This is a genomic window from Endozoicomonas euniceicola (assembly GCF_025562755.1).
Lineage (GTDB): Bacteria > Pseudomonadota > Gammaproteobacteria > Pseudomonadales > Endozoicomonadaceae > Endozoicomonas_A > Endozoicomonas_A euniceicola.
The window spans coordinates 5340426-5354636 of sequence record NZ_CP103300.1 but is presented as its reverse complement, the minus strand read 5'-3'; the positions used below and the strand labels follow the sequence as shown (position 1 = coordinate 5354636).

General features: G+C 47.1%; 14 protein-coding genes. 10 read left to right on the top strand and 4 right to left on the bottom strand.

The window, feature by feature from the left end; all coding sequences use genetic code 11:
* Positions 1–23: 23 nt before the first annotated feature.
* On the bottom strand, positions 24–323 hold the full coding sequence (locus tag NX720_RS21725; protein WP_262597447.1) for a YciI family protein: 300 nt from the start codon (positions 321–323) through the stop codon (positions 24–26).
* Positions 324–956, bottom strand: a complete 633-nt coding sequence (gene ispZ, locus NX720_RS21720) for a septation protein IspZ (protein ID WP_262597445.1) — start codon at positions 954–956, stop codon at positions 324–326.
* A gap of 188 nt (positions 957–1144) precedes the next feature.
* Between ispZ and NX720_RS21715 the strand changes: the two genes are divergently transcribed.
* The 3 genes from NX720_RS21715 to NX720_RS21705 all read left to right on the top strand — a co-directional run bounded on the left by NX720_RS21715 (position 1145) and on the right by NX720_RS21705 (position 4441).
* Positions 1145–2080, top strand: coding sequence for a PHP domain-containing protein (locus NX720_RS21715; RefSeq protein ID WP_262597443.1), 936 nt, complete (start codon positions 1145–1147; stop codon positions 2078–2080).
* A 76-nt stretch (positions 2081–2156) separates the two neighbouring features.
* Entirely contained in the window at positions 2157–3521 is a 1365-nt protein-coding gene (locus tag NX720_RS21710; protein ID WP_262597441.1) for a WD40 repeat domain-containing protein, read from the top strand.
* A gap of 221 nt (positions 3522–3742) precedes the next feature.
* Entirely contained in the window at positions 3743–4441 is a 699-nt protein-coding gene (locus tag NX720_RS21705; RefSeq protein ID WP_262597440.1) for a pseudouridine synthase, read from the top strand.
* Between the two features lie 102 nt (positions 4442–4543).
* On the opposite strand, the gene NX720_RS21700 is transcribed toward NX720_RS21705, so the two are convergent.
* Positions 4544–5716, bottom strand: coding sequence for an RNA-guided endonuclease InsQ/TnpB family protein (locus tag NX720_RS21700; RefSeq protein ID WP_262597439.1), 1173 nt, complete (start codon positions 5714–5716; stop codon positions 4544–4546).
* Between the two features lie 65 nt (positions 5717–5781).
* Between NX720_RS21700 and tnpA the strand changes: the two genes are divergently transcribed.
* The 6 genes from tnpA (at position 5782) to NX720_RS21670 (ending at position 12710) form a co-directional block, all read left to right on the top strand.
* The gene (gene tnpA, locus NX720_RS21695) at positions 5782–6210 is read left to right on the top strand and encodes an IS200/IS605 family transposase (RefSeq protein WP_262595354.1); all 429 of its coding nucleotides are present in this window, start codon (positions 5782–5784) and stop codon (positions 6208–6210) included.
* 285 nt (positions 6211–6495) lie between these two features.
* Positions 6496–7977 carry a WD40 repeat domain-containing protein gene (locus NX720_RS21690; RefSeq protein WP_262597437.1) on the top strand — a complete coding sequence of 494 codons (1482 nt, stop codon included), beginning with the start codon at positions 6496–6498 and terminating at the stop codon, positions 7975–7977.
* Between the two features lie 211 nt (positions 7978–8188).
* Positions 8189–9583 carry a WD40 repeat domain-containing protein gene (locus tag NX720_RS21685; protein WP_262597435.1) on the top strand — a complete coding sequence of 465 codons (1395 nt, stop codon included), beginning with the start codon at positions 8189–8191 and terminating at the stop codon, positions 9581–9583.
* Between the two features lie 211 nt (positions 9584–9794).
* Complete coding sequence (locus tag NX720_RS21680; protein ID WP_262597433.1) at positions 9795–11168, top strand: WD40 repeat domain-containing protein; 1374 nt, start codon at positions 9795–9797, stop codon at positions 11166–11168.
* Between the two features lie 290 nt (positions 11169–11458).
* Entirely contained in the window at positions 11459–12130 is a 672-nt protein-coding gene (locus NX720_RS21675; RefSeq protein ID WP_262597432.1) for a YopT-type cysteine protease domain-containing protein, read from the top strand.
* Positions 12105–12710, top strand: a complete 606-nt coding sequence (locus tag NX720_RS21670) for a hypothetical protein (protein ID WP_262597431.1) — start codon at positions 12105–12107, stop codon at positions 12708–12710. Before NX720_RS21675 ends, NX720_RS21670 begins: the two co-directional genes overlap by 26 nt.
* A 107-nt stretch (positions 12711–12817) precedes the next feature.
* Here the strand turns inward: NX720_RS21670 and NX720_RS21665 are convergent, their stop codons facing one another.
* The gene (locus NX720_RS21665) at positions 12818–13177 is read right to left on the bottom strand and encodes a hypothetical protein (protein WP_262597429.1); all 360 of its coding nucleotides are present in this window, start codon (positions 13175–13177) and stop codon (positions 12818–12820) included.
* Between the two features lie 12 nt (positions 13178–13189).
* Between NX720_RS21665 and NX720_RS21660 the strand changes: the two genes are divergently transcribed.
* A complete protein-coding gene (locus tag NX720_RS21660) occupies positions 13190–14062 on the top strand; it encodes a WD40 repeat domain-containing protein (RefSeq protein ID WP_262597428.1) in 873 nt (290 codons plus the stop codon).
* Positions 14063–14211 lie beyond the last annotated feature (149 nt).

The window sequence follows — 14211 nt, the reverse complement described above, 5'->3', positions numbered from 1 at the left end:
AATACAACTATCTGCGTACTGCCTCAGGGCAGTACTTTCTTAAAAGGTTTTACCACAACACTCCGGTAGACACCGGCTTCACTGTATGGATCGGCGTCAGCCCAGGACTGGGCGGCTGTCAGAGAATCAAATTCAGCAACCACCAGGCTGCCGGTAAATCCGGCCTCACCGGGATCATTACTGTCAATGGCTGGCAGAGGCCCGGCCAGCACCAGACGCCCCTGCTCTTTTAGCTGTTCCAGACGTGCCAGATGAGCAGGCCGGGTATCTTTGCGTAAAGACAGGCTGTTATCAACATCTTCACTGATTACTGCGTACAGCATTCATTTTTCCTCTGGGCTTTTTATTCCACCGCTTTCTATTCCGCTATCAGCACCATTGGCAACAGCGTCGGCTTTAATGTACTTAGACAGAAATACGAACTGAAGGATGACAAAACCGAAAGTAAGAATCAAACTGCCAAAGACTTTAAAGTCTACCCAGATGTCGTGGAAAGTGAAGGCTACAAACAGGTTGGCTGCGCCGAGCAGGGTAAAGAATATGACCCAGCTCATATTCAGTCGGGCCCAGATAGCTTCAGGCAGGGTCATCACGTGCCCCATCATACGCTGAACCAGCGTCTTGCTACCGATAAACTGACTGCCCAGAAACGCGATGGCAAAGATCCAGTTAACAATGGGTGCTTTCCATTTCAGAAACATTTCATCATGAAAAGCCAGTGTCATGCCACCAAACAAAATAACGGCACCCAGTGTAATCATCTGGCTCTTTTCCAGATGACGGGACTTGAGGTACATACCACCGTAGACAATGACAGAAGTGACCATCAACACCAGTGTTGCACTGAATGGCCCACCCAGTTCAAAGCTCTGCCCTGCAAACTCCATTGTACGAGGGTCCATTTTATAGATTGTAAAAAAGACAATCAGAGGAATAAAATCAATCAATTGTTTCATATTTAAGCAGTCAGATTACCGTTCTGGTGATAAAACCATATAAGGAGATGGCTGTTTTTACCATTCTGGCAGAACCTGAATTACACAACACTGACGAAAAAATCAGTCGTTACAAAGGTATGATCAGGTACTTAAACAGCCAGACGATACAGAAAGTGTAATCAGACCCGAGAGATTTTTGAATAACGATGAGTATTAATGCGGACCTTCACTGTCATACTACCGCTTCAGACGGTACCCTTGGTCCACTGGAGCTATACCGCCGGGCGACAGACCAGGGCGTTGAGCTGCTCGCCATCACCGACCATGACTCGGTGGCTGCCCATCATTTTTTGCGGCAGCATTTTTCGCAGCAGCGCTTTTCGCAGCAGCGCTTTTCGCAGCAGCGCTCACCGGACGGGCCACGCCTGATTTCCGGTATCGAACTGTCTACCACCTGGTCCGGTGTTGAGATTCATATTGTCGGGCTGAATTTTCCCCTGGATCATCCGGACCTCGAACGCATCATCGAACATCAGGACAACGCCCGTCGACAGCGGTCACTGCACATTGCGAAAAAACTGGTCAAACTGTTACAGCTGACCATTAAGGAAGATCAACTGTTTTCCGAGGTGCTTGATATCGCACTATCGCGCCAGAAAAACACCAGTGATGGCTTCACCCTGACAAAAGAAACCGTCCAGACCGGTCGTCCGCATTTTGCGCAGTGGCTGGTTAATAAAGGTTACGTCAAAGACGCTAACGCAGCTTTCGATCACTATCTGAATGACAAAAAGCTCGGCAACCTTCGGCAGTTCTGGCCACCCATGAGCCAGGCAGTGGCCTGGCTGCGTGCGCTGGGTGGTAAAGCGGTGCTGGCTCATCCGGGGAAATATAAAATGACCCGAACCAAGCTCCGGGCGCTGGTCAAAGACTTCAAACTGGCGGGCGGTCATGCACTGGAAGTGGTGGGTGGCGTCAATGTGCCGGGGCAAACTGAACAGTTTGTCGAGTTGTGCCAGGCTTTTGAATTACAGGGTTCCAGAGGCAGCGACTTTCATTCACCGGATTATCGCTGGGTCGAGCTGGGCAGGCTGCGCCCTGTTCCCGGGCAAATAACAAGTGTCTGGGAAGACTGGCAATAACAGACAAAAAAATAGAAAAACTGCATTTTCTGGTCTTTACTGGCTGGCCTGACTTTTGAATGCAGGACAGCCTGTTATGAAAATAACAATGATGATGGGAGCTCTTTTGTTGCTTGGAGCCATAGCAACTGGCTCTCAGGCAAAGCCAGCCTCTCAAATAATTCCGCTCTCTACAGAGACCCCACCTTCAACCGGCCTCGTTCTGACGAAAAAAGGCAAAATTAACTTTAGCAGTGGCATCGACCTGCCACCTTATAACCACGTTAGAGCGATGACATTTTCCCCGGATGGCCGGTATATCAACACCGGGGTTCGGTTTACGATAGAAGAAAGCAACAAAGCGGTAAGAGATGGAGAGGAACTGCACGACATTCAGTACGGTGGCGAGTACATCACCTACGATATCAGCCAGTTCAACCAGCCTGTCGAAGTTGAGAAAACAGCCGTCTTTAATTACGACAACAGCTTCACACCCGATGGGCGGCACCTGGTGAGAGTTGACGTCAATGGTCAGATTGTTATTGAAAACGTAGAGGACATGAAACACCCGGCTTATGTCATGTCACTGCCATGGCAAGATGCTACAGATAATAAAATTCGACAAGCCAGCTGCGTTGAAGTTAGCAACAGCGGAACCTTCATGGTCGCAGGAGGAAGGGACGGATTAATCAAGATTTATAATATCACCGACCCAAAAAAACCAATAGAACAGTCAACTATAGAAACAGGCCTCACACTAACCGATGTCGCCATCAGCCCTGATGAGAAGTGGGTGGCTTTTACCGGCAATGGTTTCAGCCTTATGGTCTATGACCTGGCTGACCTGAGCAACCCCAAGCTTCTGGCTACTGAAAAGACGCCGGGAGACAAACCTGGTCACAGGTCTATTGGTGTGACTATCGCCCCTGACTCAAAATGGCTTGCCGTGGCGGGTTATACATTGCATCATTCGCTCCTCCTCTATGATATGGAGCACCCGGAAAAGCCAGCCCTGATACCCGTTCCGGAAGAAGTTAAAGAACCAGTGTCCTTTGTTGACATTAGTCGTGACGGGAAGCTGATGGCCATGGGAACCCTTGGTGAAGGCGCTGGAGTCACTATTTATAATGTCGCTGACCCAAAAAAAGCAGAACAAGCTAATTTCATAGCTTCAAACACAAGATCCTGCAGTGGTGCATTCAACCCCGGGAAAAATGAACTCGCTCTTGATCTGGGAGATAAAGAAATCGGGTTATTCACCTATCGTTACGATCCTTCGAGTCCCGGCACAGCGAAGCCGGTTGAACCTGATCTTCAAAAAGTACTTAAAAATGTTTCTTATAAAATAGTTGAAGTCGCCGCTGCGCTTGCCGCTACTTTGGGTTTTGTCTTTAGTGTGAGTTTTGTCATAACGTGCATTGTAATATGCCATCTCAAAGCATATAAAAACAAAAGTATTTGATGTGACACTCCTCGCCTTATCGAGGGTGTCGCAAAACCCTCGCATTGAGCGAGGGTCTACGGCGATTTTGCTAAGCTGTAACCGTTCAAAGTACGGCATTAATCACCACCTGAAAGCGGTCGTTCAAAACAGTCCTTTTTTGTAGGCAAAAAGTGGAAACAGGGATATTCTTGCTTTTTGCTTCCCTGACTTGCTCTTACTGATAAGTACCAAACCGCTTTATGATTCGAATTGCCAAGTACATAGCAGACTCCGGTCTGTGTTCCAGACGTGCCGCCTGCCGTCTGATTGAGTCGGGACAGGTTCAGCTAAACGACAGAGCAGCCCTACACACTGATCGTGTCAGCGATAACGACACTATTGTCGTCAATGGCAAAACCATTGACCCACCCGCAGAGTATCACTACTACCTGTATAACAAGCCCATTGGCATTGATTGTGTCTGCAACCCTCAGGATGCCGACAGCATTCTTCATCAGATCAACATACCGGTTCGGGTATTTCCGGTTGGACGACTGGACAAAGACTCCCATGGACTCATGTTACTGACCAACGACGGTGAGCTTTGCCAGCGGTTGCTGCACCCGGACTATTACCATGAAAAAGAGTACCGGGTCACTGTCGATAAGCCAGTGACTGAACATTTTCTGGGAACGATGTCCCTCGGTGTCTCCTACAGCACTTCTGGCAAAAACGTCACCACCCTGCCCTGTCAGGTTAAACGACAATCAGACAATGTATTCCTGATTACCCTGACCCAGGGCATGAACCGACAGATTCGTCGTATGAGCAAAGCACTGGGTTATCGGGTGATTGACCTGCAACGACTGCGTATGGAGTCCCTGCACCTGGACGACTTGCCGTGCAACCAGATTCAGGCGCTTTCAGGCAGCCAGGTTCTACGCCTGAAACAGCTATAAGTGAAGATGAAGAACACCTTGATACAAATCGTTGATCTCCCCGACAGAAAAGCTACTCCTACGTGACTGCTCCCCACCCTATCGGGTGAGGCTTCTGATTTCTTAGGCAGCAACCGACAGTCTGCCGGATTTACGCAAGCCTCCATCAGCAGAAACGGACAGTCCTTCCGCCTTTAATTTCAATATGCCTTGCTTCTTGATATTGCGAGCTGCATTAATATCCCGGTCATGGATAGCACCACAGCTACACTCCCATGATCGGATTCTCAATGGCATTTTTTCCTGTTTCAAATCGCAGACTGAGCAAGTTTTAGAGGATGCAAACCACTGGTCTATCTTCACCAGATGTTTACCTTCCTGCTTTGCCTTGTATTCGAGTTTGGTTATCAGTGAATGCCAGCCAGCATCAGCAATAGAACGAGCAAGACGCTTGTTCTTGAGCATGTTTTTAACTTTCAGTGCCTCCACAATCACCGCTTGGTTTTCGTCGATGAGTTGTTTTGATAGCTTATGCTGAAAATCATTACGGGCAAAGGCTACACGCTCATGCGCCTTTGCCACCAATAAACGGGCTTTGTGCCTACCTTTTGAGCCTTTCTTGCAGCGAGATAGAGCCTGTTGTTTTCTTTTCAGGTTACGTTGTGCTTTTTTCAGAAAGCGAGGATTGCCAGTCTTATGGCCGGTACTGGTGATAGCCAGACCAGTAATCCCCATATCAACACCGACAACCTGATTAGCTTCAAGATTATCAATCTGTTTTGGTTGTTCCTGGGTATCATCAGCCAATATGGAGGCAAAATACTTGCCGGTTAGCGTTCTGCTCAGGGTGACAGACTTCACCTTACCCACTATTTCACGATGCACTTTAGCCCTTATGGGCTTGCACTTGGGGATTTTTATCCAGTTATCGCCCACAGAGACAGACGTACAATGGTAGCTACTTTGCTTGCCATGCTTTTTCTTGAAGCGAGGAAATCTTGCCTGCAATTTGGGATTGAAAAAGTTTTGAAAGGCCGTATCCAGATTGATAGTGGCCTGTTGCAGTGCAATAGAGTCAGCGTTTTTCAGCCATGAGTACTTTCGGCTTTTCTTGGCTTTTGCCAGCAAGGGCTTCAGGTGTTTTTTGGGAGAAAGGCTCTGCCCACGAACCTTGTAATAATGAACCTTAATAGCCAGGGCCTTGTTCCATACGAACCGCACAGCATCAAACTGACGGTCGAGAAATTCCGCCTGCTCTGATGTTGGATAGATTCGTACTTTGGTGGCTCTCAGCATGGAACGTTATTTCAGTGCTCATTAATATAAAATTTATATTATAGGTATTTGAAAGAGGTTTTCAAGTGAGCGCACACAATAAAGATTTGCTTAAAGGGTATCTTCGCAAACGACATAGCGTTACCAAGCTGGTTGTTCATTTGGTGTTCACGACAAAGTACAGGCGAAAGCTTTTTGATGGCTATATGATCAAGCAGTTACGGGAGTCGTTCGAGAGTGCATGTGAAAAACTGGAATGCCAGTTACTTGAAATGGATGGCGAAAAAGATCACGTACACCTGTTGGTGGCCTACCCACCAAAACTGGCTATCAGTGTCATGGTAAATAATCTCAAATCAACATCATCAAGACGGTTGCGAATGCTGAATACCCACCTTACTGCTCAGAGCAAAGCAGGCTTAATGTGGTCAAGGTCTTACTTTGCTTGCAGTGCTGGCGGTGCAACTATCGAGACTCTGAAGGACTACGTTAATAGCCAGAGTACACCTGATTGATGGCGGAAGGCTCTGCGCCTTCCCGTCTTATATCCCCGCCCGCATTGGGCGAGGGTTTACGACGATTTTGCTAAGCAGCAACCATTCAGACAGGAAGTGGAAACAGGGATATTACTGTCTTCTGCTTCCCTGACTTGCCCTTACTATTAACTGGGCAGGCTGCGCCCTGTTACCGGGCAAATAAAAAGTGTCAGGGATGACTGGCAATAACAGACAAAAAATAGCAAAACTGCATTTTCTGGTCTTTACTGGCTGGCCTGACTTTTAAGTGCGAGACAGCCTATTATGAGCATGCCTATGATGATGGGAGCATTTTTGTTGCTTGGAGCCATAACAACTGGCTCTCAGGCAAACCCAGCCTCTCAAACAACTCCGCTCTCTACAGAGACATCCCCTTCAACTGGCTTCAGCCTGGAGGAAAAAGGCAAATTTAATTTTAGTAATAACATCAACCAAAAAACTCCCTCCCCCACACAGATATCCTCCTCAGCCGGCTCCATTCTGGAGAAAAAAGGCCAAATTAACTTTAGCAGTGACATCGACCTGCCCCCTTACAGCCACGTTAGAGCGATGACATTTTCCCCGGATGGCCGGTATATCAACACCGGGATTCGGTTTACAACAAAAGAAAGCGACAAAGTGGTAAGAGATGGAGGGAAACTGCACGACATTCAGTACGGTGGCGAGTACATCACCTACGATATCAGCCAGCTCAACCAGCCTGTCGAAGTTGAGAAAACAGCCGTCTTTAATTACGACAACAGCTTCACACCCGATGGGCGGCACCTGGTAAGAGTTGACGTCAATGGTCAGATTGTTATTGAAAACGTAGAAGACATGAAACACCCGGCTTATGTCATGTCACTGCCATGGCAAGATGCTACAGATAATAAAATTCGACAGGCCAGCTGCGTTGAAGTTAGTAACAGCGGAACCTTCATGGTCGCAGGAGGAAGGGACGGATTAATCAAGATTTATAATATCACCGACCCAAAAAACCCAATAGAACAGTCAACTATAGAAACAGGCCTCACACTAACCGATGTCGCCATCAGCCCTGATGAGAAGTGGGTGGCTTTTACCGGCAATGGTTTCAGCCTTATGGTCTATGACCTGGCTGACCTGAGCAACCCTAAACTTCTGACTACTGAAAAGATGCCGGGGAATAAACCTGGTCACAGGTCTATTAGTGTGGCTATCGCCCCTGACTCAAAATGGCTTGCCGTGGCGGGTTATGCATTGCATCATTCGCTCCTCCTTTATGATATGGAGCACCCGGAAAAGCCAGTTCTGATACCCGTTCCAGAAGAAGTTAAAAGACCAGTGTCCTTTGTTGACATTAGTCGTGACGGAAAGTTGATGGCTATGGGAACCCTTGGTGAAGGCGCTGGAGTCACTATTTATAATGTCGCTGACCCGAAAAAAGCAAAGGAAGTTTATTTTATAGCTGCAAAAACAGAATCTTACGGCGGTGCATTCAGCCCTGTGAAAGATCAGCTGGCTCTTGATTTGGGTGATCAGGAGATCCGGTTATTTACCTACAGTCATAGCCCCGCGAGTCCTGCCGTAGCGAGGCCGAGGCCGAGGCCGAATTACATTAAGCCTTATCCTCAAAATCCAACTGAATCCCCTTCATATATAGAAAATCTTACAATTATAATAATTATACCGGCTGTTGGCTTTGGTCTCGTAATTACTACAATTGGCTTTCTACTCCATGGTGACTACGAGAAAAAACGTCAACTCAGGAAAATTGCTCCTATCTGAACGGCAACCATTCAGACAGGAAGTGGAAACAGGGATATTACTGTCTTCTGCTTCCCTGACTTGCCCTTACTATTAACTGGGCAGGCTGCACCCTGTTGCCGGGCAAATAAAAAGTGCCTGGGATGACTGACAATAACAAGCAAAAAATAGCAAAGCTGCATTCCCTGGTCTTTACTGGTTGACCTCATTACTGAGTACAGGACAGTCTATTATGAGCATGCCTATGATGATGGGAGCATTTTTGTTGCTTGGAGCCATAACAACTGGCTCTCAGGCAAAACCAGCCTCTCAAACAACTCCGCTTTCTGCAGAGACACCCCCTTCAACCGCCTTCATACTGACGAAACAAGGCAAAATCAACTTTAGTAGTGACATCGACCTCGACCTGCCACCTTATGAACACGTTAGAGCGATGACATTTTCCCCGGATGGCCGATATATCAACACCGGGGTTCGGTTTACAACAAAAGAAAGCAACAAAGTGGTAAGAGACGCAGAGGAACTGCACGACATTCAGTACGGTAGCGAGTACATCACCTACGATATCAGTCAGCTCAACCAGCCTGTACAAGCTGAGAAAACAGCCGTCAGGCATAATTTTAATTACGACAACAGCTTCACATCCGATGGGCGGCACCTGGTAAGAATTGACGTCAATGGTCAGATTGTTATTGAAAACGTAGAAGGCATGAAACACCCGTCTTATGTCATGTCACTGCCATGGCAAGATGCTACAGAGAATAAAATTCGACAAGCCAGCTGCGTTAAAGTCAGCAGCAGCGGAACCTTCATGGTCGCAGGAGGAAGGGACGGATTAATCCAGATTTATAATATCAGCGACCCAAAAAAACCAATAAAACAGTCAGTTATAGAAACAGACTACACACTGACGGATGTCGCCATCAGCCCTGATGAGAAGTGGGTGGCTTTTACCGGCAATGGTTTCAGCCTTATGGTCTATGACCTGGCTGACCTGAGCAACCCCAAACTTCTGGCTACTGAAAAGATGCCGGGGAATAAACCTGGTCACAGGTCTATTAGTGTAGCTATCGCCCCTGACTCAAAATGGCTTGCTGTGGCGGGTTATGCATTGCATCATTCGCTCCTCCTTTATGATATGGAGCACCCGGAAAAGCCAGTTCTGATACCCGTTCCAGAAGAAGTTAAAAGACCAGTGTCTTTTGTTGACATTAGTCGTGACGGGAAGTTGATGGCCATGGGAACCCTTGGTGAAGGCGCTGGAGTCACTATTTATAATGTCGCTGACCCGAAAAAAGCAAAGGAAGTTTATTTTATAGCTGCAAAAACAAACTCTTACGGTGGGGCATTCAGCCCTGTGAAAGACCAGCTAACTCTTGATTTGGGTGATCAGGAGATCGTGTTATTTACCTACAGTTCTAGCCCTGCGGGTCCTGCCGAAGCGAGGCCGAGGCCGAATTACATTAAGCCTTATCCTCAAAATCGAACAGAATCCCCTTTCGCTGTAGATTGGAATATTGTTGCTCTTTTGTACGTTGTTGGCCTTGTTTCCTCAATTATCTCAGTTGGCTGTCAATACTGGTCTTCGAAAGAAGAATATGAACTCAGGAAAATTGCTCCTATCTGAACGGCAACCATTCAGACAGGGAGTGGAAGCAGGGATATCCCTGCCTTCTGCTTCCCTGACTTGTCCTTACTATTAACTGGGCAGGCTGCACCCTGTTGCCGGGCAAATAAAAAGTGTCTGGGATGACTGACAATAACAAGCCAAAAATAGCAAAACTGCATTCCCTGGTCTTTACTGATTAACCTCATTACTGAGTGCAGGACAGTCTATTATGAGCATGCCTATGATCATGGGAGCTTTTTTGTTGCTTGGAGCCATAACAACTGGCTCTCAGGCAAACCCAGCCTCTCAAAGAACTCTGCTCCCCACAAAGGCATCCCCTTCAACCGGCTTCAGTCTGGAGGAAAAAGGCAAAATTGACTTTAGTGATGACATCAAGCTTCCATCTTATAGCTACGTTAAAGCGATGACGTTTTCCCCGGATAGCCGGTATCTCAACACCGGAATTCGGTTTTCAACAAAAGAAAGTGACAAAGTGGCAAAAGGCGGAGAGAAACCGTACCATTTTGAGTACGGGGGTCGCTACATCACCTACGACATCGGCCAGATCAACCACCCCGTCGAAGTTGAAAAAACAGCCATCAGACATAGTTTTAATTACGACAACAGCTTTACACCCGATGGACGGCATCTGGTAAGAATTGACGAAGTCGGTCAAATTGTTATTCATAACGTAGAAGACATAAAACACCCGGCCCATGTCATGACACTGCCATGGCAAAATTCAATAGATGATAATAAAACCACACAAGCCAGTTGCGTTAAAGTCAGCAGCAGCGGAACCTTCATGGTCGCAGGAGGAAGGGACGGATTAATCCAGATTTATAATATCAGCGACCCAAAAAAACCAATAAAACAGTCAGTTATAGAAACAGACTACACACTGACGGATGTCGCCATCAGCCCTGATGAAAAGTGGATGGCTTTTACCGGTAATGGCTTCAGGCTTATGGTCTATGACCTGGCTGACCTGAGCAACCCAAAACTTCTGGCTACTGAAAAGATGCCGGGAGATAAACCTGGTCACTGGTCTATCAGTGTGGCTATCGCCCCTGACTCAAAATGGCTTGCCGTGGCGGGTTATACATTTCGTCATTCGCTCCTCCTCTACGATATGCAGCATCCCCAAAAGCCAGTTCTGACAACCGTTCCGGAAGAAATAACAAGACCAGTGTCTTTCGTTGATATTAGTCGTGACGGGAAGCTGATGGCGTTGGGAACCCTTGGTAAAGACTCTGGAGTCACTATTTATAATGTCGCTGACCCGAAAGAAGTAAAGAAAGCTGATTTTATAGCTGCAAACACAGGCTCCTGCAGTGGTGCATTCAACCCCGGGAAAAATGAGCTGGCCCTTGACCTGGGAGATAAAGAAATCGGGTTATTCACCTACCGTTATGATCTTTCGAGTCTTGGCGCAGAGAAGCCTGTTGAGCCTGACAATCCACATTTATCTAAATCATATGCTATCTTCCAAGAGTCTGTAATCGTTATTATGTCTGTTGCCGCTGCTGTGCTATTAACCGTGACAGGCATTGCCATACACCATTTCGCGACAAGAAATAAACTCAAAAAACTTCCGCTCTAAATAGCGACCATTCAAAATACGGCTTTATTCACCGCCTGTAAGCAGCCGTTCAAAATAGTCCTTTTTTGCAGGCAAGAAGTGGAAACAGGGATATTCTTGCCTTCTGCTTCCCTGACTTGCTCTTACTGATAAGTACCAAACCGCTTGATGATTCGAATTGCCAGTTACATAGCAGACTCTGATCGATGTTCCAGGCGTGCCGCCTGTGCGGGAATGACCGCAGTATGGATATTAACGCTTGCCAGTACTAGTCTGGACCAGGCTAAACCGATTTGCGCAGGTAGTTTTAAATGAAAATGCAGGATCTGGTCAGACAGTTTAAGGGCATTCCTGTTTGGGAATTCAGTCAAAGTAGTTTACGAGAACACTTCCGGAAACAAGGGGTCGGCGGTCTATGCAATAGCCTGAGTATCAGCTGGATAAACTATCATGCCCATAACGACAGTCTGGCCAATCATCTGAAGCAACCGGATATTAATAGTCAGGATTATCTTGTACTACAGCATATGATTTTTTTGCAGGACACTTTACAAAAAAAGGGCCCCCTTGATAGCTCAATGGTATGGTTAGTAATGCATGGCATGGTACTTCTGAACATAGGTTACGGTGCTACTGACAGCCCGGATAGTGAATACCGTATTATCACCACTCTTGCAAAGGAATATAACTGCTACGCCCTGATTTCTTTTGGTCTGAAAGATTACGCCCGGAAGAGGTCTAAACTCCATGCTGTTGCCGCCTGGCTTGGAGGCCCTGATCCTGTCAAGGGAGATGTCTGTTTTTTTGAACCGAATTACGGAGAGTTCTGGTTCGAAAGTAAACAGGACTTTTTCTCTTTTTTCCCTGTGTATTACCAGTTGCATCGCACAACGCATGGTCAGAGTGGAGTCTTGCTCAGAGATCGGGTAAAGATGGAATACTCCAGCGTTGTGATTTGTGCGCTATCGAGCACTGCATTGTAGGGCAGCGCCAGGCTGGTTTTGCGGCAGCATTTTTCGCAGCAGCGCTTTCCGCAGCAGCGCTTTTCGCAGCAACGCCCGTCGACAGCGGTCACTGCACATTGCGAAAAAACTGGTCAAACTCTTACAGCTGACCATTAAGGAAGATCAACTATTTTCCGAGGTGGTTGATATCGCACTATTGCGCCAGAAAAACACCAGTGATGGCTTCACCCTGACAAAAGAAACCGTCCAGACCGGTCGTCCGCATTTTGCGCAGTGGCTGGTTAATAAAGGTTACGTCAAAGACGCTAACGCAGCTTTCGATCACTATCTGAATGACAAAAAGCCCGGCAACCTTCGCCAGTTCTGGCCACCCATGAGTCAGGCAGCGGCCTGGCTGCGTGCGCTGGGTGGCAAAGCGGTGGTGGGTGGCGTCAATGTGCCGGGGCAAACCGAACAGTTTGTCGAGTTGTGCAAGGCATTTGAATTACAGGGTTCCTTTAGGCTCATTACATATTGGAGAAGACTAAAAATAGAAAAACTGCATTTTCTGGTCTTTACTGGCTGGCCTGACTTTTGGGTGCAGGACAGTCTGTTATGAGCATGCCTATGATGGTGGGAGCTTTTTTGTTGCTTGGAGCCATAGCAACTGGCTCTCAGGCAAAACCAGCCTCTCAAATAATTCCGCTCCCTACAGAGACCCCACCTTCAACCGGCCTCGTTCTGACGAAAAAAGGCAAAATTGACTTTAGCAGTGGCATCGACCTGCCACCTTATAACCACGTTAGAGCGATGACATTTTCCCCGGATGGCCGGTATATCAACACCGGGATTCGGTTTACAACAAAAGAAAGCGACAAAGTGGTAAGAGATGGAGGGAAACCGCACGACATTCAGTACGGTGGCGAGTACATCACCTACGATATCAGCCAGCTCAACCAGCCTGTCGAAGTTGAGAAAACAGCCGTCTTTAATTACGACAACAGCTTCACACCCGATGGGCGGCACCTGGTAAGAGTTGACGTCAATGGTCAGATTGTTATTGAAAACGTAGAAGACATGAAACACCCGGCTTATGTCATGTCACTGCCATGGCAAGATGCTACAGATAATAAAATTCGACAGGCCAGCTGCGTTGAAGTTAGTAACAGCGGAACCTTCATGGTCGCAGGAGGAAGGGACGGATTAATCAAGATTTATAATATCACCGACCCAAAAAACCCAATAGAACAGTCAACTATAGAAACAGGCCTCACACTAACCGATGTCGCCATCAGCCCTGATGAGAAGTGGGTGGCTTTTACCGGCAATGGTTTCAGCCTTATGGTCTATGACCTGGCTGACCTGGGCAACCCCAAACTTCTGGCTACTGAAAAGACGCCGGGGAATAAACCTGGTCACAGGTCTATTAGTGTGGCGATCGCCCCTGACTCAAAATGGCTTGCCGTGGCGGGTTATGCATTGCATCATTCGCTCCTCCTTTATGATATGGAGCACCCGGAAAAGCCAGCCCTGATACCCGTTCCGGAAGAAGTTAAAGGACCAGTGTCTTTTGTTGATATTAGTCGTGACGGGAAGCTGATGGCCATGGGAACCCTTGGTGAAGACTCTGGAGTCATTATTTATAATGTCGCTGACCCAAAAAAAGCAGAACAAGCTGATTTCATAGCTTCAAACACAAGCTCCTGCAGTGGTGCATTCAACCCCGGGAAAAATGAGCTGGCCCTTGACCTGGGAGATAAAGAAATCGTGTTATTCACCTACCGTTATGATCTTGCGAACCTTGGCGCAGCGAAACCAGTTGAGCCTGATAATCAAAAATCGTCTGAATCATATATTGGCTTTGAACCGTTTGCACTCACTATTACGAAAGCTGTCTTTTTGGTGCTTCAAGTCTTGGCATGCTTTTACTACTCTACGAAAAAAGATAAAACCCAAAAACTTCCGATCTAAACAGCAACCGTTCACATTACGACTTATTCACCACCTGTAAGCGGCCGTTCAAAATAGTCATTTTTTGTAAGCAAGAAGTGGAAACAGGGATATTCTTACCTTCTGCTTCCCTGACTTGCTCTTACTGATAAGTACCAAACCGCTTTATG

Bases quoted from the DNA above. Each gene is read 5' to 3' on its own strand.
- NX720_RS21700 (WP_262597439.1), bottom strand. From the start codon at position 5,716: ATGCTGAGAGCCACCAAAGTACGAATCTATCCAACATCAGAGCAGGCG.
- ispZ (WP_262597445.1), bottom strand. From the start codon at position 956: ATGAAACAATTGATTGATTTTATTCCTCTGATTGTCTTTTTTACAATC.
- NX720_RS21680 (WP_262597433.1), top strand. From the start codon at position 9,795: ATGAGCATGCCTATGATCATGGGAGCTTTTTTGTTGCTTGGAGCCATA.
- NX720_RS21705 (WP_262597440.1), top strand. From the start codon at position 3,743: ATGATTCGAATTGCCAAGTACATAGCAGACTCCGGTCTGTGTTCCAGA.
- NX720_RS21725 (WP_262597447.1), bottom strand. From the start codon at position 323: ATGCTGTACGCAGTAATCAGTGAAGATGTTGATAACAGCCTGTCTTTA.
- NX720_RS21660 (WP_262597428.1), top strand. From the start codon at position 13,190: ATGTCACTGCCATGGCAAGATGCTACAGATAATAAAATTCGACAGGCC.
- NX720_RS21715 (WP_262597443.1), top strand. From the start codon at position 1,145: ATGAGTATTAATGCGGACCTTCACTGTCATACTACCGCTTCAGACGGT.
- NX720_RS21690 (WP_262597437.1), top strand. From the start codon at position 6,496: ATGAGCATGCCTATGATGATGGGAGCATTTTTGTTGCTTGGAGCCATA.
- NX720_RS21710 (WP_262597441.1), top strand. From the start codon at position 2,157: ATGAAAATAACAATGATGATGGGAGCTCTTTTGTTGCTTGGAGCCATA.
- NX720_RS21675 (WP_262597432.1), top strand. From the start codon at position 11,459: ATGAAAATGCAGGATCTGGTCAGACAGTTTAAGGGCATTCCTGTTTGG.
- NX720_RS21685 (WP_262597435.1), top strand. From the start codon at position 8,189: ATGAGCATGCCTATGATGATGGGAGCATTTTTGTTGCTTGGAGCCATA.